The following is a 16674-nucleotide window of genomic DNA, read 5'->3' on the forward strand; positions in this document are numbered from 1 at the left end:
CCATAAATTAATTTTAACTTAACTATATTTTACCACAAAATAAGTTATAAAAATAGTGCACAAAAAAAGAAAACCAAAATGATTTTCTTTAAATTTTTAATAACTTTCTTAAGTTTTGAACTATTACTATTGTAAAAAGCACTGCAATTCCAGTTAAAACCATTGTTCCACCAGGCTTTAACCCCTGATAAAAAGATATAACAATTCCAGCAATAGTAAATGCCATTCCAAATAGTACTGAGTAAACTACTGTTTGAAAATACGATTTTGAAATCCTTAAGGCACATGCGACTGGAACAACCATTAGTGATGAAACCATCAAAACTCCAACAGTTCTTGAAGCTATTGAAATGGAAAGAGAAATCAAAAATGTAAAAATTATATTTACAGTTTGAACTTTAATTCCTGCAAGTCTTGCTCCGACTTCATCAAAAGAAACATATAAAAGTGCTTTGTATAAAACTATAAAGACTGTAATTACAATGAAAAATACCAATGTAACTAAAATAACTTCAAAATCACTAATTGCTACAATACTACCAAATAAAAAACTGTTGAAATTAGCCGCTCCCTTAACAAAGTCAGAAAGAACAGCTGCAAGCCCAATACCTAAACTCATCATTATTGCAGTTGATATATCTGAATTTTTCGGAAAATATCTTCTCATAATTTCGATAGAAAAACTTGCAATTGCACAGGAAATTATAGCAGTTATAATCGGATTTACTCTAAAGATAAGCCCAATAGTAACACCCGCAAGAGAAACATGGGACAAGGCATCTCCAATCATAGAATTTCTCTTATTTACCATAACAACCCCAATGCAAGGTATAACAATGGATAGCATAATTCCAACTAAAAAAGCTCTTCTCATAAATTCAAGTTGAAACATTATCTTACCACCACTTTCTTATCTTTTATTTCCACAACCTTTGTCAAATTATCTTTCATAATCTCAAGCTCATGAGTTACAAGTAAAATTGTAATTCCATGCACCCTGTTTAGATGTGTTAAAATCTTAAAAAGTTGATTTTTACTTTCTTTGTCAATACCAGTTGTAGGTTCATCAAAAATCAAAATTTTTGGGTTATTAATCAAAGATTTTGCAATCATAATCCTTTGTTGTTGTCCACCACTCATTTTATTTATAGGTGTATTTGCAAACTCAAGCATATTAACTTGAGATAATGCTCTTTTTGCAAGTTCATTATGACTTTTTCTAGAAAATTTGAAAAAGCCCATTTTTTCATAAAGATTTAAAGTTACAATCTCTAAAGCAGTTATCGGAAAGTTAGGAATATTACTTGCATTTATCTGTGGAACATATCCAATTGTATTCCATTCTTTAAAATTTTTAATATTTGTATTTGATATAAATATCTCTCCACTTGAAGGATTAAGTTCTTTTAAAATGAGTTTTAACAAAGTGGATTTTCCACTACCATTTGCTCCAATTATAGCTATAAAATCTTTCTCTTTAATATCAAAAGAAAGATTTTCTAAAACATTAATACCTCCACTATAAGAAAAAGATAAATTTTTTATTGAAATAATATTTTCCATATTTCTCCTATTTTGTAGCTTCAACTAAAGCTTTTAAATTTTCTTCCATAAGTTCAAAATAATCTTTATTTTCCTTAGCTTGTTCTTCTGTTTGTCCCTCTATTGTATAGAGCATTTTAACTTCTCCACCAATTTCTTTAGCAATAGTTTCTTCAACCTTGTTTTCACTTAATTCTTCATAGAAAACATACTTTATTCCCTCATTTTTTGCAAGTTCTATAACTTCTTTCATCTTTGCCAAATTAGGTTCAGAATCAGAAGTTAAATTTTCAATCGGAATTTGTTTTAAACCATAGTCCTTAAGTAGATAAGCAAAAGCTTCATGTGAAGTTATAATTGACTTAATTTTTGCGTTTTGCAACTGTTCAGAATATTTTTTATCCAAATCATCAAGTCTATTTTGAACCTTGGCTAAATTTTCTCTATAATATGTCTCATTGTCTTTATCCATCTCAACAACTTTATCACAAATATTTTTTGCAATAACTTTCATATTTCTTAAACTTAACCAAATATGTGGATCATATTCACCATGATAATGTTTTTCTTCGCTTTCATGATTTTCATTTTCTTCATGTTCTTCTTCCGCTTTCAAAAGATTAACATCTTTTGAAACTTCGACAACATTTAAATCTTTAATAGATTCCTTGAATTTATCCATCCAACTTTCTAAGCCTAATCCATTTACCAAAATTACACTACCTTCAGATAAATTTTTCATATCTTGAGCAGTTGGTTCCCAATGATGAACTTCTTGTCCGTTAGGAATTAATTTTCTAACTTCCATTTTGTTTCCAACAATTTCCTTTGTTATACTTTGTAATGGATAAAATGATGTATATATTACTTTTTTATTTTCTTTTACTTCGTTCGTTTCGTTGTTTTTAACTTTTTCTTTGCCACAAGCTGTAAAAAGTGATATAATAATGGCAAAGGAAATGATTTTAGTTATGATTTTTTTCATAATGACCCCTTTTTAATTAATCAATATTATTTGCATTTGCAAATAGCACTCATTTACATACAGAATATTATATACCCATTTTGTCGAAAAATCAAGCAAAGGAGAGTATTTATGAAAAAGGCTTTTTTGAAAACTCTAAAAGATAATGATTTGAAAATCACAAAAAATAGAATGGCAATTCTTAAAGAATTAGAAAAAAGAGAAGTTCCTACTACAGCAGAAGATATTTACAATGCAATCTCTACAAAAGGCGAAAAATATAGTATTTCAAGTATATATAGAGCATTAAATCAATTTTGCGAAAAAAATATTGCAAAAAGAACTGCAGAAATAGATGGAACTACATATTATCAATTAAATAATGGACATATTCACAGTTTAATTTGTGAAAAATGCAAAAAAATAATACCGATAAATCATTGCCCAATACATAGTTTAATCGATGACATAGAAAACAAAACAGAATTTATCGTAACAGGTCATTATTTAGAAATCAAAGGTATTTGTAAAAATTGTCAGAAAAAACTTTCAAAAGAAGAATTGGAATTTATAAAAGATTCCAGTAAAGAACCAGATAGTAAACATAAATGTAAAGATGAGCATTGTATATAATTATTTATAAAAATTATTATTAAAGACTTGACAAAGTTTTTATAAATTGATATAATATACAAGCATTTAATATGAATGTAAAGTTTGGTGGGTGTGGCCTAGCTGGTTAGGGCGTCAGATTGTGGCTCTGAAGGTCATGGGTTCGAATCCCATCATCCACCCCATATATGCAGGAATGGCGGAACTGGCAGACGCGCTAGACTTAGGATCTAGTGTCATTGACGTGGGGGTTCAAGTCCTCTTTCCTGCACCATGTTACTATTTGTAATAGTTTAAAAGTAGAGTTTTTGACTCTACTTTTTTTCTTTACAAAATAAAAAAGGAGTTGTTATGAAAAAAGTTATAAATATAGAAAAAACAGACTCTAATTTTGAAGACTATACCCTATTTGATATAGAAACAACTGGTCTTAGTAGAACTAAAGATTTTATGTATATGTTTGGAATTTGTGAAAAAAAGGGAAAAGAATTAATTTATTCTCAATATTATATCGAAGATGAAGCAGAAGAAAAAGAACTCATTTTAAAGGTAAAAGAGCTTTTAAATTCAAAAAAAGTAATCTCATATAATGGTGACAGGTTTGATTTTCCATTTATTAGAAAAAAGATGGAAAAGTACAGTATTTCAAAAGTTGACTTTGAGAATATTGATATTTATAGACAATTTCAAAAACTAAATTTCTTTCTTGATGAACCTAGTCTAAAAGCTATAAATTTAGGAAAAAGACTTGGATTTGATGTTCATGACCATGTTAATCAACAAGAAATGCCTAAAATTTATAAAATGTATCAAGAGCTTAAGGATAAGGAAATGCTTTCAAAACTTATTTATCACAATTATATTGATTTGCAAGTTTTAAGCTATATTTATGAATACAAGGAAAGCATCTTAAATAAAATTTTGACTATAAATAATAAAAAATTTAAAGGAATTTTAAAAAATATTTATGTTCAAAAAAATTATCTTATAGCAAGACTTTCAAATATAGAAAAGGCAGAAATAAATTTTCATCAAAATAATTACAGTATTACAAGCAATAAAGATGAAATCAAAATCTCCTTAGAATTAGAAGAAGGACTAATTGAAAATAATATTAAAGCTAAAGTTTTTAAATCAAAATATGAAAATAAGATATTTAAAGAATCTCAGAATTTAACTGAAAACTTTATTCTGATAATAAAAAATAATAAAATAATTAAAGAAAATTTACTCCTTTTACTGAATTTAATTTAATCTCGGTAAATTGATAAAAAATCCTTTAATTTTTTCATCTTTTAGTGTATAATAATATTGGAGGGTTGTTATGTAGTTATTGGTGAAATTTAGGAGTTTGCTATGGACGTTGGAGACAAAATATTTTATCCTATGCATGGTGCAGGATTGATTAAAAGTATAGAAAACAAATACTTAGGTGACGATTGCGAACGATTTTATGTGATTGAACTTCCAATGGAGCAAAATTTGCATATATTTATTAAAGAAGTAGATATTGATAAGTTTGAGTTTAGACAACTTGTCAATGAAGATACCCTTGATAAAGTTTACAATTATCTTAATGATGTCGATTGCCCTATGCCTAATAATTGGGTACAAAGATACAAAGAAAATACACAAAGACTTAAGTCTTCAGATATTTTTAAGATAGCTTATGTCTTTAAAGGCTTAGCTATTAGAAATGAGAAAGGTAAACTTTCTTTAAAAGAATTGTTTATGTTAAACCTTGCAAGACGAATTTTAATTTCTGAATTTGTTATGGTCAGTGGTTTTCCAAAAAACAAAATCAACAAAATAATAGATTATTCTATGGAACACTAGGAGGAAGATATGCTTAAAATTTTAAGGTACTTGACCCTTATTTTTGGTGGGCTTATAGGAATTTTATTAGCTTACGCATTTGGTCAAGTAACAGAATTAGAATTAAATAAATCTGTTTTAGTTTCAATTTATTCTTTTTTTGCAATTATTTTTGGTATTATTTTTTATTTATTATTCCCGATAATTTTTAAGAAACTTACAGATAATTTTGATGATATGATTAAAAAAGTTCAAAAAACTCCAACTTCAGATATTGTTTCGGCAATTGTTGGACTTATAATTGGATTAGTTATAGCTTTTTTAATTTCTTTACCAATTTCTAATATTAAATTTCCAGTAATTGGAAATTTGCTAAGTGCAACAATTACTATATTTATATATATCGCACTTGGATTTATTGGAATTAAAATTGCAGTAGATAAAAAAGAAGAAATATTGAAATTTAAACTTTTTTCAAGAGAAAAAAATATTAAAAAAGGACAATCTTGTCCTAAAATTTTAGATACTTCTGTTATAATTGACGGAAGAATTTACGATATAATAAAAACTGGATTTTTAGAAGGTCCAATTATTATTGCTATGTTTATGGTTAAAGAATTGCAATATATTGCAGATTCTGAAGACCCAAATAGAAGACAAAGAGGTAGACGAGGACTTGATATTTTAGATTTACTACAAAATGAAAAAAATATTGAAATAAAAGTTGTAGATAAAGATTACAAGAATATCAAAGAGGTAGATCATAAACTGTTAAAGTTGACAGAAGATTATCATGGAAAACTTATTACAAATGACTACAATTTGAACAAAGTTGCATCTCTTCAAAAAATTTCTATACTTAATATAAATGAGCTTGCTCTTGCAGTAAAACCAGTTGTAATCCAAGGTGAAAAACTCATTGTTGAAGTCATCAATCGCGGTAAAGAACCTGAACAAGGTCTTGGTTATCTTTCTGACGGAACTATGATTGTAGTTGAAGATGGGAAAGATTATATTGGTCAAACAATAGAAACAACTGTAACGAGCATATTGCAAACTCCCGCAGGTAAAATGATTTTTACTAGAAAGAATTTAAAATAGATATATTATGTAATTAAAAGGGAGGATTTTATGAACGAGAGAATTTACAAATCAACTTCTTTTCAAGTTGTAAAGGAATTAGTAATATTGGTTGCAGCCTGTGCATTTTTAGCATTTATTCTACGATTTTTTGTTCAACTTTATGTTAATGTAATTATCGTATCAATTGTGGCTATTTCATCATTAGTTATGACTCTTGGAGACAGAAAGTTATATGTTAAAGTTACTGATGAAACACTCACAATAGTGAAAGGCAAAAAAATTGATGAATATGTAATAGATGAATGTGCTATTAAAGCTAGAGTTAAGAATGATATTTTTACTTTATATGTTATCGATTCAAATGATAACACTAAAAGTTATGATTTATCATTATTAGGTTACAATCAGTTCCAAAAACTTATTGAAGATCTTAGTATAGTCGGAGATAAAGCAGAATCAATTACGCTTAAAGCGGAATAAATATATAGGAGGAAATTATGAATAATTTTTCACAAATGATTAAAAATATGGGTATCATGGCTTATATCATTCCTGCTGTTTTTATTGTTTACATTGTTGGAATGATTATTTGGATGAAAAAAAGAAAACAAGGATATGATAAATGGCTTTCAGATCATCCTGATGCGGTTAAAATCTATTTAAATACTGGTTTTAATGCAATTACTTCAAAAACACTTTCTGGAACAATTTTAAGTCCAAATGCTTATCCAAAAATCGCTTATGAAGGAACTAAGTCTGTAATTTATGCATTACCAGGAACTGTTGATGTTGAACTTACTTACAGTTATACAAGACCTGGAGTTCTACATAAAAATGTAACTACAACTTGGGGACCTACTAAACTTTCACTAGAAGTTGAAAAGGGAAAAACTTATTCTTTAACTTTTGATAAAGATGAAGAAACTTTTAAATTCAGTGTTGAAAGATAATTAGAAAAAGTAAAACTTCGACATAATTGTCGAAGTTTTTTTAACAAAATTTCATCCTATCCGGATTTATATCTTTTTCTTTTTCATAAAATTTTAATATCTCGATACCATTTTCCAAAATCAATTTTTTAATTAATGCTTTATCTTCAATATCATAAAATAAAATACTTATTCCGCAACAGTGATCTTCAGTTTTTGGAGTTGGTGCTATTGTGCATTTTATTCCATTTTCTCTCATTAATTTATAAAGCTCCTGTCCACTTTTGGTATCTTTAAAGAATATATAATATAACATTAGCTTAACATCTCTATAAATGCACCAATTCTTGTTTTTAATTGTTCACTGTCTGAGTCAGTATAGTCAGTTTCAATTCCTAGAACAGGAATTTTAGCTTCTTTCAATGCTTTTTCAACTATAGTTCCTTCTGTGTCATAAAGTGTACAGAACTTCAAGTTTACATCGATAACTCCATCAATATTATACTCTTTAACTAATCTTATTATATCTTCAACTCTTTCAGTATTTGGTGTAAAGCATGCACAGTTTATATTTCCTAAGTATCTACGAGTTAGATTTTCAACCATTTCATCCATTGTCTTTCCATTTTCATCTACTAGATGTTCAGAATACCTATTTCCAGTACACATTTCTTCACAGACAATCATTCCCCCAATATTTTCAACGATTTGATGAATTTTCCAGTTTGGAATTGAAAGTGGAGTTCCAGTTAACAATATTCTCTTTGTACCTTTTTTGAATACACTAACATTATTCTTTGCTCTTTCTTCAAGTTCATCACAAAGTCTATTTACCTGTGCAGTAAATCTTTCAGGGTCATCATAAAATGCTATTTGTGTAATAAGTAGTACATCTCTTCCTGAAATTGGTACATTTTCAAGTTTTCTAAAGCTATTTAATCTTTGTAAAGCTCTTCTCTTATTATTCAAAGTTACAATGGCTTTTCTTAGGCTTTCTTCTGTAATTTTATTTCCTGTCAATTTTTCCAATTCAACCATATAATCTTTTATTTCTTCTTTCCACTTAACAAAGTCTTTTTCTCTCTTCATTTGTGGAATATCCATTATATACATTGGAGCATCTTTTGCTAAAATTTCCCAAGCTTTTTTCTTTCCATCACAAGTTGTTTCTCCAACAAAAAGGTCAGCAATTCTAAAGAAAGGACAAGTTCTATCAAATCTTGCACCTAAAGACGCCTTAATCAATGGACAAGTTGAAGTTGGAAGTACCTTTTCTCCACCTGGAACCCAAAATTGAGATCCACTACATAAACCTGTCGCGATAGCTCCAGCCGCAACCACAACTTCATCTGGAACATGGATACAGAAAGAGCCTACAACTTTTCCACCCTTCTTTTGAAATTCAATAAGTTCTGCAGGTCTAATCCCATGAATTTCTGCAACTACCATATTAAAATAATCCATACTCTCCGGTCTATTCTCTTGACTTAAAAAAACATCCCCAAATGCGACAGGTAACACTTCGCATAAAATATCATGAGTATTTACGTCCATATCTAATTCTTCCCACATTTTTCTGTAATCAGCCATTTTTTGCCTCCTAAAATAAATTTTTATTTATTATCATAGGGACAATCTTGAAATAAAATATCTAATTTATCTGATTTTTTAGAATTATACTTCTCTTTTAAAAACTCATAACCACTACTTTTATAAGTCTTAAAAACTTCTCCAAGACAAAAATTTTCTATGATTTTATAGTCCTTATATTTTTCATCGATATAATCTAAAATCTGAATTGCTCTTGAAACATATAGCTTCTGCCTTTTTTTATCTACATCCTTAAAATGAGATAATACTCTATCAATCATATTATTTTTTTCTTCCAAAGAGAAAATAAATTGAGTATAAAATTCTACTTCGTATAAAAATCTGGAATCAATATTAGTTTTGGAAAGTTTTTCCAATTTTGAAGAAATATTTTTAGATAACTCAACTGCTTTTAAGAAATTTGTTTCAGAAAAATCTCTTTTATAAACGTCCTCCACTCTATTTTTTAAATTATTTATATTACCATCATAGAAAAAAATCTTGTCCTTTAAATTTTCTTTTAATATTTTTAAAAGTAAAGGACAGGAATTATCTACAACAACCAATTTTGCATTATAAAGTAAAGGGCATTTTTTTGTCATAGCATAAGTCAAAGTTGAATCAATTATGCTACACAAATCTTTTTCATTTGAATATTCCAATATGTATTTATCTACTCCGTCCAAAGGTAAGGGCACTAGGTCAAAACCGTAAAATATCTCTTTTGGAACAGTTCTTCCCAAGTAACCTATTATGTATATTTCATTCTCCAAACCCATTATTGTTTCTACAAAAGCATTTCGCCTAAGTTCTAAAATTTCTTCTCTCAAATCTTCCATAATTTTTTCTATCCAGTCATATCTCCTCAAATTTTCTTTATTTAATCCTTTAGATATTATTCAAGAAATTCTATGATAAAATTACTTTTTATACTGTATCTGACTATTTAATTACTCACCTCCAACTGTAATAAAAATTTTTTATTATCATTTAGTCAAATACACTAACTCATAATGTCATATTTGTATTATATCACATATATTTTATATAGTAAAATTAGAAATTCTAATTGAAACTCTTTATTCATAATAAAATTTTATAGTAGAATATTGATTTATCAATTAAAAATATAAAAAAACTCCGATTATATTATCGGAGTTTTTAATAAGATTATTTGTTTTACTATTTAACTAATACACCGTTTGAATCAAATGTATAATTTATATTATTAATTTTTATAGTTTTTCCTTGAGCAATTAGACCACCTTTTTCAGCATAGTACCATTTGCCTCCTACTATGAACCACTCGCTATCTGCTATACGTCCGCTTGCATTTGCATAATACCAATTTCCATTTACTAATACCCATTCATTTTGTGAAATTCTTCCACTTGCATTTGCATAGTACCAATTTTCGTTTACTAGTACCCATTCGTTTTGCGAAATTCTTCCACTTGTATTTGCATAGTACCATTCTCCATTAACGATTATCCATTCGTTTTTAGACATTGTTCCATTTTCTTCAATATAGTACCATTTTCCATTTTCTTCAAACCATTTATTTGATAGCATTTTACCATCTTTGTCAAATCTATACCATTCATTGTCTATAAATTTCCAGCTGTCTTTTACTACTAACTTCCCGTCAGATGATTGATATGTCCATGTTCCATCATCATTTTTAACCCATTCATAAACTTCTGTTTGTCCTGGATTATTAGCCTTATATTCTAAGACATATTTTGAAAAGTGAGTAGTAAAGAATGTTACTGAGTTAGAATCTTGCGTAAATTCAACTTTTTCTTCTTGCCCTTTATCTGGCAAATGATATACATTTAGTACTTCTCTGTCTTTTTCTTTTGGAATTACAACTTTGTACTTACCAATTGGTAAATCTACTTTTTCTTTTGTTACTGCATCTCTAAAAGTAATGTCGAAAGTTGAAACATCTTTTGATTTTATTATCCACAATCTTTTAACAACTATTTCTTTTCCGGCTAGATTCTTTCCTGTAACCGAAATTTTTGTTTCTTCATCTGTAAGTGTAACTTCTTCTTCAGGATTTTCAGGTTTAACACCATCTAATTTTTCTGTCTTTTCCTTTAAAGTCTTTGTTAAATTGTTTACATTTTCTTGACTTACAGGAGTTTCTACAGCATTAACAGCTTTTTCTAATGCCTTATCGAATTCGTTTTTGATTTCTTCTGTAGCATATTTATATTTGTCTGTTTCTTTTGCTGCATTCGCATTTGTTATCGCTTCATTTAATTCATCAAGATTTATATTGCTCTTATAGATAAATGTTACTTCTTTAATATCTCTAACTTTTTCTTCATGGATATTTCCTATTTCTTTTTCTTCAACACTTCCATCAGCTCTTACTATCTTATATTTTATAGCTTCAAAATCCGCATTATTTTCTATAGGTCTTACATTAAAAGATCTAAGTTTAGACCATTTATAACCTTTAACAGTTATTTCTTTAGAAACTACTTTACCATTTTCTGTTTGATGTTTTACTTTTACTTCAGATATTTCATCTGCTGTCATATTTTCCTTTTTCCCAACTTTATCATTTACAACAGTTGCTTTTACAAAAACTTCTTCATCAAAATTTTCACCATCAACAGCAACTAAATATTTAAAAGTAACATCTCCATTTGGATTTGTTGGGATTGTAACATTTCTTGGACAAATAAGTTCAAACATTTGAGTATTTCCGTTTCCGTAAATTCCAGTTCCATCTGCACTAACCATTATGAAATTATCCATACTATCAGATGTTCCCTCGTTTTGTAGTGGATACCATTCTATTCCATTTTCATCTACAATTTTTATCTTCGTCAAAGATTTATTAAAATTAGCTCCAAACATAGTAACCCAAGTTTTCTTACTTTCTTGACCAACTGGAGTATAAGTATGAGTTACATCAGGTTGTTCAGTACCACCACCTGATGTTCCATAAGACTGAATTGACATAAAGCTCAAAATTGGCTTGTCTGTTATTTTATCTGTAGGTAAAACTGTTGAAACTAATCTTTTTGCTCTATTTTGTAATATATTTACTCCAATTGCAGAAGAATATGTTTTTCCACCATCTAAAGATACCATAACTGAATAAGTTTCTGCTTTTAAGCTTTTATTTGCTGGTAATTTAAAAGATATATTTTGTTGATTGTTATTTATAACTTCAACTTTTACATTCGCAGATTCTGTTATTTCAGAATTAGAAGTTTTATCTTTATTATTCTTTATGATTTTAACTTTAAGAGCTTCTTTTAAGTTTTCTCCAACTATCTTAACTTTTGCATTTCCACCTACTTTTGTTAAAATTTCTCCTTCAACAAAATTAGCTTCATTTACTGTTGGTAATGCATCATTAATAAATCTTTCAAAAGCTCTGTTTTCTCTGTCTTTTCCATCTTTGATTATTCTATCTGTAAAGTTAATCTTTGCTCCCATTTTAATTTCAATTGGATTTGCTAAAGTAATTACAATTCTATCTTCAACCACTTCAACCTTATCTTCCGGCTTTAACTTTTCAAAATTATCTGATACAGATTTTTTATAAGAAATTCCAGATTTTAGACTTTCAATGTCCTTTACTGGAAAAATTTTTTCATCAAATTTTAAAGTGACTTTTATTTTACTATTATTAAGATAAACGTTACTTGGAACTAAATCAACTACTTCTCCACTTTCTTTCTCCCCTACAGTAACAGTAACTTCTTTATCTTTTAATCTTATCTTATAAACTTCTTCCTTATTTGACTTTGCTTTTGGGAAATTTAAAGTTGCACTTTGAACTTCGCTTGTTCCTGCAAAAGTATAATCTATATTAATTTTATTTTCAATGCCTTTTTCAATTTTGAAAATTTCAAGATTAAGTTTATCAGACTCTAAATTTTCACCTTTTACAGTAATAGTATTAGCTCCACCCGCCTTAGGCATATTAGGAGTTTTCACTCTAAGTTCATTTACAAGCATTTTACTTTGCTCAGAAGCTTCAACCGTAATCTTAACTGTTGGATTTTCTTGAAATACAGTTTCAGATCCATTTGTATTAAACTTTATAGTATAAACTTGTTCCTTAGAAGTTTCATTCTTAGGAAAACTTAAAGTAATTGTCTTTCTAGCTTTATTTCCTTTAACTACTGCATTTTTTCCTAAATCAGTAGGAATATTATTTAATAATACTTGTACTTTAACATTTTCAGCAGAAATATGATTTTCATTAACTCTCTTAGTAATTAATTCTAAATTTATTTCTCCACCTTCCATTGGCAAGTTTTGATTTTCAGGCGTTACTCTAATAATCGCATTTTCTTCATTATTTTGCTCAGATGGTGCAACTTTAATAGTAACTATTGGTTCATCTTGAAAATCTGTTTCAGAGCCTTTTGTATTGAATTTTATAGTATAAACTTGCTCTTTAGAAGTATTATTCTTAGGAAACTTTAGAGTTATAGTCTTTTTTGCTTTTTCACCTTTTACTTCTATATTTTTTCCTAATTCTGTTACAATTCCATCTAAAGATACTTGAAGTTTTACATCTTTAGAAGATATATGTTTATCATTAATTTTTTTAGTAAATAATGTTAAATTGACCTCTCCACCTTCTGCTGACAAGTTTTCAGTATCTGTTGTTACATTTAAAATTGCATTTTCTTCAACAGGTTTAGGTTGTTCAGGATTTACAGGTGGTACAACAGCTCCACCACCACTTGAAGAACTCTTTCTTATTCTTATAACTTTTTTAAACTCATCTACAAAAGATTCATCATCTCCTTTAACACTAAAAGAAACTTCATATTGTTGCATTTTTCCAGTTTCATTTTTAGGAAAAGTTAAAGTAACAACTTTATTACTTGTGTTTTCTTTTGTTTCTTCAGAAAAAGTTATTGACTTTTCAACTTCAGTTAAACGTTCTGTACTTCCTTTAAGTACTACTTTAGCCTTAATATCTTCTTCTTCTAAATCAGAACCCTTAAGTGTAAAGGTCCTCTTTCCGTCTTCAGTAGGAGACATAACAGTTGTATCTTCTACATCAGTTAAAGCACTTGTTTCTTTTGCAAAAGTATTTATACCGATAGAACTAAATACAATTGAAAACAAAAGTACAAATGCAAAGATTTTTTTAAGCATTTTCATTCTAATGCTACCTCCTTAAAAATTTTCTAACATATAGATTATATATTACAGAAAATTTTTTTGCAAATAATTTATCAATGAATAAATAATTTTTATGAATAATCATTATTCATTAATAATCTTTATTAAAAACACATAGAATATGCTTTTGCCTTAAACTTAAAACAAAATTTTTCCTATTGACAATGCTTATTATTTATGATATACTCAACTTGTCTTCAGGGCGAGGGTCGTTTCCTCACCGGCAGTAAAGTCTGCGAGCATTATGCTGAATTGGTGAAATTCCAATACCGACAGTTAAAGTCTGGATGAAAGAAGAGATGTTTATGCCCTAAAGATGGCATTTTTTTTTGCTAAATTTTAGGAGGTTATTATGAATAACAAAAAATTCGGTATTTCAGAGATTACAAAAATTGCAATTCTTGCATCAATATCTGTACTTTTAATGTTTATTAAAATTCCACTACCTTTTGCACCTACATTTATGGAAATGGATATTGCAGAACTTCCTGCATTAATTGGAGGATTTGCAATGGGACCATTAGCAGGATTTTTAATAGTATGTATAAAAATATTACTTAATATTGTAATTAATGGAACAAAAACTTTTTATGTTGGAGAACTTTCAAATCTTATAGTTTCATCAGCATTTGTATTGACGACAGCTTTTATTTATAAGCATAACAAAAGTAAAAAGTCAGCTCTTTTAGGACTACTAATCGGAAGTATTTCAATGTCCTTAGTTGCAACTTTGAGCAATTATTTTGTTATATTCCCACTTTATGCGAAGTTGTTAAAAATTGACTTAAATTCTTTTGTAGGTATGGTAGCAAAAATAAATCCTCTTGTAACAAGTTACTTTACATTAATGGTTTTTTCAGTTCTACCTTTTAACTTAGTTAAGACAGCAGTTACGTCAATTGTAACATCTTTATTATATAAAAGAATTTCCCCAATACTAAAAAGAAAAGCATAGAACTCTATGCTTTTTTTAATAAATACATCAAAAAACGGCAAATTTTATTTGCCGTTTCTTTATATTTCTTATTTTATTTTTCTATTCCTTTTGTTTTTTCCATTCTTCTATAAAGTAATAATGCAATCAAAGTGAATAATAATGGTCCAGCGATTGACATTATTGTTGTTAACCAATCTCCTGATGAAATAGCTGGTTCAATAACTGTAAATAAGTTTGCAAAACCAACTATAAAGCAAGTAACTGCTACAACAACTTTAACTGTTGAATATGTTTTAAATCTTACAAAAGGTCTTTCAATATTTTCATTTTTTCTAAATGCTAAGAATGAATAAGCAATGAAGAAATAAGGTAAAGTCATAGATACATTAGTCATGGAAACTAAAATTTGGAAAAATTGTTGTGCACTCTTTCCACCAAATGATACTATAAAAATGATTACAACTACACAAATTGCTTGATATATCATTGGTTTAGTATATACTCCATTCTTTTGTTCAGTCCATGATTTTGGCCATAATTCTTTAGGAGTTCCACCAATTAATTGTTTTAATGGTGAATAAATAAGAGTAAAGAATGCTCCAGTTAAAGCAAGGAACATTGAAATACCCATATAACGAGCAACCCAAAGTCCTACATTTCTTGCAGCAGATTCAGCAAGACCAAAAGCAAGTCCTAATTGATATCCCATGTGATTCATAGCAATATATGATACATTACCTAAAGTGATTTTTTGTGTTGAAAATTGTGTAAATGCAAATGACCATTTAGTAAAAGTACCAAAAATCAAAATACCTAATGAGTATCCTAAAGATACAACAATAGCTGAAATAACAATACCTTTTGGAAAGTTCTTTTCAGGATTTTCAGTTTGGTCAACAAGTCCACCTACAACTTCCAAACCACCATAAGCAAATATAGCATATACTATGAATGATAATACTTGTAAACCACCAGCATAAGCAGGGTTTGGTGAATGAGCTAAAGCATCAACAGTTATTGGATCACCAACTCCACCTTTATTAAGGATTAACATTAAAATTCCGCCAACAAATAAAAATACATTAATCAATGCTACGGCACTACCACCAAAAGATGTGAACTTTTTAATTTTATCAACACCTTTGTTAGAAATGAATGTTAAAAATACAATCCATATAATAGCAAGAATACCTAATGTTTTTACAGAGTCAAGTCCAAACAATGACCAACTTTGAGTTTTATCAACCCCAAAAATTGCATTTGATAAAACTATCCAAATACCTGAACCAACATTTACCATCCATACAATGTAAGATGCATACCACATAAACGTTACCATAAATGCATACTTACTTCCTGAACTTCCTTCCATCCATGAGTAGATTCCTCCCTCAGAATCTTTGAAAGCTGAGCCATATTCTGCAATCATAAATGCAAATGGCAAGAAGAATGCAACACAAGAAATAATAAACCAAGGAATAGCTGCGTATCCCATAAGATAATATGATCTTGTGATGTTAGTAAACCCAAAAACAGAAGTGAACACCATCAAAACGAGTGCTCTTAAACTCAATTTCTTTTTAGACATAATATCCCTCCAATATTTATTTTTTACATTTTGAATTTTAACATAAAATCACAGCCCTGTCAACATATCATAAAAAAATTTTATATTTCTAATCGAGTATGATTTTCAAAATTAAGCCATATATTCAAAATATTGAATTTTTATAAAAAAATTAAGTTTATAATAGTGATATCTATCATATTCTAAAGGTATCATCACTTTCAAGTTAGATTGCTATGCTATGACAAATTTATACGCAAAAACTTTCATAAGTAATTTTAATATAACATTTATTCACAGCTTAAGAGTTGACGTTATTTTGCATATTTTGATAATATCATCTTTTAAAATATGTATCTTTGACAATTTTTTCTTATTTTACATTTATGTAAAAAAACTTTTGCGTATTTAAAAATGTTTTTTACTTTCTTTAGTACAAATTAATTAATTCAAAAATGCATAA

15 protein-coding genes, 2 tRNA genes and 1 riboswitch are annotated in these 16674 nt (G+C 28.2%); of the genes, 9 read left to right on the forward strand and 8 right to left on the reverse strand.

Going from position 1 to position 16674, the window contains the following annotated elements; genetic code table 11:
- Positions 1–88: 88 nt before the first annotated feature.
- From VJI77_RS04805 to VJI77_RS04815, 3 genes are read right to left on the reverse strand one after another with little or no spacing between them, the layout of a single operon-like run.
- Positions 89–892 carry a metal ABC transporter permease gene (locus VJI77_RS04805; protein WP_293439550.1) on the reverse strand — a complete coding sequence of 268 codons (804 nt, stop codon included), beginning with the start codon at positions 890–892 and terminating at the stop codon, positions 89–91.
- The gene (locus VJI77_RS04810; RefSeq protein ID WP_313961304.1) at positions 892–1563 is read right to left on the reverse strand and encodes a metal ABC transporter ATP-binding protein; all 672 of its coding nucleotides are present in this window, start codon (positions 1561–1563) and stop codon (positions 892–894) included. The genes VJI77_RS04805 and VJI77_RS04810 overlap by 1 nt, the downstream gene beginning before the upstream one ends.
- A 7-nt stretch (positions 1564–1570) precedes the next feature.
- A complete protein-coding gene (locus tag VJI77_RS04815; protein ID WP_323988503.1) occupies positions 1571–2527 on the reverse strand; it encodes a metal ABC transporter substrate-binding protein in 957 nt (318 codons plus the stop codon).
- Between the two features lie 111 nt (positions 2528–2638).
- Between VJI77_RS04815 and VJI77_RS04820 the strand changes: the two genes are divergently transcribed.
- The 8 genes from VJI77_RS04820 to VJI77_RS04855 all read left to right on the forward strand — a co-directional run bounded on the left by VJI77_RS04820 (position 2639) and on the right by VJI77_RS04855 (position 6966).
- Positions 2639–3139, forward strand: coding sequence for a Fur family transcriptional regulator (locus VJI77_RS04820; protein ID WP_323988505.1), 501 nt, complete (start codon positions 2639–2641; stop codon positions 3137–3139).
- An 87-nt stretch (positions 3140–3226) separates the two neighbouring features.
- Positions 3227–3303, forward strand: a tRNA-His gene (locus tag VJI77_RS04825).
- A 5-nt stretch (positions 3304–3308) separates the two neighbouring features.
- A tRNA-Leu gene (locus VJI77_RS04830) sits at positions 3309–3392 on the forward strand.
- Between the two features lie 77 nt (positions 3393–3469).
- Positions 3470–4372, forward strand: coding sequence for a ribonuclease H-like domain-containing protein (locus VJI77_RS04835; protein ID WP_323988507.1), 903 nt, complete (start codon positions 3470–3472; stop codon positions 4370–4372).
- 102 nt (positions 4373–4474) lie between these two features.
- Complete coding sequence (locus VJI77_RS04840; protein ID WP_009354432.1) at positions 4475–4954, forward strand: CarD family transcriptional regulator; 480 nt, start codon at positions 4475–4477, stop codon at positions 4952–4954.
- Positions 4955–4963: 9 nt separating this feature from the next.
- Positions 4964–6034, forward strand: coding sequence for a PIN/TRAM domain-containing protein (locus VJI77_RS04845; RefSeq protein ID WP_323988508.1), 1071 nt, complete (start codon positions 4964–4966; stop codon positions 6032–6034).
- Positions 6035–6064: 30 nt separating this feature from the next.
- The gene (locus VJI77_RS04850; protein ID WP_313961308.1) at positions 6065–6496 is read left to right on the forward strand and encodes a hypothetical protein; all 432 of its coding nucleotides are present in this window, start codon (positions 6065–6067) and stop codon (positions 6494–6496) included.
- A 17-nt stretch (positions 6497–6513) separates the two neighbouring features.
- Positions 6514–6966 carry a hypothetical protein gene (locus tag VJI77_RS04855; protein ID WP_323988509.1) on the forward strand — a complete coding sequence of 151 codons (453 nt, stop codon included), beginning with the start codon at positions 6514–6516 and terminating at the stop codon, positions 6964–6966.
- 40 nt (positions 6967–7006) lie between these two features.
- Here the strand turns inward: VJI77_RS04855 and VJI77_RS04860 are convergent, their stop codons facing one another.
- The 4 genes from VJI77_RS04860 to VJI77_RS04875 all read right to left on the reverse strand — a co-directional run bounded on the left by VJI77_RS04860 (position 7007) and on the right by VJI77_RS04875 (position 13686).
- Positions 7007–7261: a DUF3343 domain-containing protein gene (locus VJI77_RS04860; RefSeq protein WP_323988510.1), complete on the reverse strand. Its 255-nt coding sequence runs from the start codon at positions 7259–7261 to the stop codon at positions 7007–7009.
- Complete coding sequence (locus VJI77_RS04865; protein WP_009354390.1) at positions 7261–8535, reverse strand: double-cubane-cluster-containing anaerobic reductase; 1275 nt, start codon at positions 8533–8535, stop codon at positions 7261–7263. The genes VJI77_RS04860 and VJI77_RS04865 overlap by 1 nt, the downstream gene beginning before the upstream one ends.
- A 23-nt stretch (positions 8536–8558) precedes the next feature.
- Positions 8559–9374: a 2-hydroxyacyl-CoA dehydratase family protein gene (locus tag VJI77_RS04870; RefSeq protein WP_323988511.1), complete on the reverse strand. Its 816-nt coding sequence runs from the start codon at positions 9372–9374 to the stop codon at positions 8559–8561.
- Between the two features lie 343 nt (positions 9375–9717).
- Positions 9718–13686 carry an N-acetylmuramoyl-L-alanine amidase family protein gene (locus VJI77_RS04875; RefSeq protein ID WP_323988512.1) on the reverse strand — a complete coding sequence of 1323 codons (3969 nt, stop codon included), beginning with the start codon at positions 13684–13686 and terminating at the stop codon, positions 9718–9720.
- A 210-nt stretch (positions 13687–13896) separates the two neighbouring features.
- Positions 13897–14010: riboswitch (FMN riboswitch) on the forward strand.
- Between the two features lie 49 nt (positions 14011–14059).
- Here VJI77_RS04875 and VJI77_RS04880 point away from each other — a divergent pair.
- Positions 14060–14662 (forward strand): ECF transporter S component, encoded by a 603-nt coding sequence (locus tag VJI77_RS04880; RefSeq protein WP_323988513.1) that lies wholly within the window; start codon positions 14060–14062, stop codon positions 14660–14662.
- A gap of 73 nt (positions 14663–14735) precedes the next feature.
- Here VJI77_RS04880 and yjeM read toward each other — a convergent pair whose 3' ends face one another.
- Positions 14736–16232 (reverse strand): glutamate/gamma-aminobutyrate family transporter YjeM, encoded by a 1497-nt coding sequence (gene yjeM / locus VJI77_RS04885; RefSeq protein ID WP_293439600.1) that lies wholly within the window; start codon positions 16230–16232, stop codon positions 14736–14738.
- Positions 16233–16674 lie beyond the last annotated feature (442 nt).

This window comes from Parvimonas sp. D2, from assembly GCF_035282635.1.
In the GTDB taxonomy this organism is placed as follows: Bacteria; Bacillota; Clostridia; order Tissierellales; family Peptoniphilaceae; genus Parvimonas.

What these genes read in the sequence shown, in the direction of transcription:
- VJI77_RS04805 (WP_293439550.1), bottom strand. Translation starts at nt 892, where the DNA reads ATGTTTCAACTTGAATTTATGAGAAGAGCTTTTTTAGTTGGAATTATG.
- VJI77_RS04810 (WP_313961304.1), bottom strand. Translation starts at nt 1,563, where the DNA reads ATGGAAAATATTATTTCAATAAAAAATTTATCTTTTTCTTATAGTGGA.
- VJI77_RS04815 (WP_323988503.1), bottom strand. Translation starts at nt 2,527, where the DNA reads ATGAAAAAAATCATAACTAAAATCATTTCCTTTGCCATTATTATATCA.
- VJI77_RS04820 (WP_323988505.1), top strand. Translation starts at nt 2,639, where the DNA reads ATGAAAAAGGCTTTTTTGAAAACTCTAAAAGATAATGATTTGAAAATC.
- VJI77_RS04835 (WP_323988507.1), top strand. Translation starts at nt 3,470, where the DNA reads ATGAAAAAAGTTATAAATATAGAAAAAACAGACTCTAATTTTGAAGAC.
- VJI77_RS04840 (WP_009354432.1), top strand. Translation starts at nt 4,475, where the DNA reads ATGGACGTTGGAGACAAAATATTTTATCCTATGCATGGTGCAGGATTG.
- VJI77_RS04845 (WP_323988508.1), top strand. Translation starts at nt 4,964, where the DNA reads ATGCTTAAAATTTTAAGGTACTTGACCCTTATTTTTGGTGGGCTTATA.
- VJI77_RS04850 (WP_313961308.1), top strand. Translation starts at nt 6,065, where the DNA reads ATGAACGAGAGAATTTACAAATCAACTTCTTTTCAAGTTGTAAAGGAA.
- VJI77_RS04855 (WP_323988509.1), top strand. Translation starts at nt 6,514, where the DNA reads ATGAATAATTTTTCACAAATGATTAAAAATATGGGTATCATGGCTTAT.
- VJI77_RS04860 (WP_323988510.1), bottom strand. Translation starts at nt 7,261, where the DNA reads ATGTTATATTATATATTCTTTAAAGATACCAAAAGTGGACAGGAGCTT.
- VJI77_RS04865 (WP_009354390.1), bottom strand. Translation starts at nt 8,535, where the DNA reads ATGGCTGATTACAGAAAAATGTGGGAAGAATTAGATATGGACGTAAAT.
- VJI77_RS04870 (WP_323988511.1), bottom strand. Translation starts at nt 9,374, where the DNA reads ATGGAAGATTTGAGAGAAGAAATTTTAGAACTTAGGCGAAATGCTTTT.
- VJI77_RS04875 (WP_323988512.1), bottom strand. Translation starts at nt 13,686, where the DNA reads ATGAAAATGCTTAAAAAAATCTTTGCATTTGTACTTTTGTTTTCAATT.
- VJI77_RS04880 (WP_323988513.1), top strand. Translation starts at nt 14,060, where the DNA reads ATGAATAACAAAAAATTCGGTATTTCAGAGATTACAAAAATTGCAATT.
- yjeM (WP_293439600.1), bottom strand. Translation starts at nt 16,232, where the DNA reads ATGTCTAAAAAGAAATTGAGTTTAAGAGCACTCGTTTTGATGGTGTTC.